1 protein-coding gene and 1 pseudogene are annotated in these 538 nt (G+C 60.4%); both read left to right on the top strand.

Features of this window, described 5'->3' with window-relative positions; genetic code table 11:
• Positions 1–276, top strand: a pseudogene (locus tag F7P65_RS22240) (hypothetical protein); the annotation flags it as partial.
• Positions 219–538: hypothetical protein (locus tag F7P65_RS21875; protein WP_205452231.1), on the top strand; the 320-nt coding region annotated here is incomplete at its 3' end. The pseudogene F7P65_RS22240 and the gene F7P65_RS21875, both read left to right, overlap by 58 nt.

The following is a 538-nucleotide window of genomic DNA, read 5'->3' as shown; positions in this document are numbered from 1 at the left end:
CCGGGTTTGCTTTTGACGGACCTTGCAATGCTGGGCATTTTTCTATGGCTGTCAATCCGAAGCACGAGATTTTGGCCGCTCTGGATCGCCGGGCTTCTGCTCGCGGAGGTGATCGTTCATGTCATGCGGGGCGCGATGCCGAACATCGTCCCCAGGGCCTATATCGATGCGGTCGGCTTCTGGAGCTGGTTCGCGCAACTATTCTTGGCGGTGGGGACATGGCGGCACGGAAAACGCGTGAAACGGCGGGGTGTCGACGGGCCCTGGAAGAACTGATCAGCCTTACCTGCCCCTCTCAAGCCAATGAGCTTTCCAACCGGCTGGTGGATCGCTTCGGCTCCTTGGGCGACGCAATGGCGGCCCGCGCCGCGGACAGGACTGGAATTCTTGGTGACGTGCCCGAGGTGGAACGAACCATCCAGTGCCTGCGAAGGACCATGAACCATATTCTGCGCGGTCGAATCGAGCAAAGGCGCGTCGTGTCGAATGAGCGGGCGCTTCTCGATTATCTCCGCATGGCCATGGCGTTCGAGCCGAT

This window comes from Sphingobium estronivorans (assembly GCF_008692605.1).
In the GTDB taxonomy this organism is placed as follows: domain Bacteria; phylum Pseudomonadota; class Alphaproteobacteria; order Sphingomonadales; family Sphingomonadaceae; genus Sphingobium; species Sphingobium estronivorans.
This window is presented reverse-complemented; position numbering and strand designations above follow the sequence as displayed.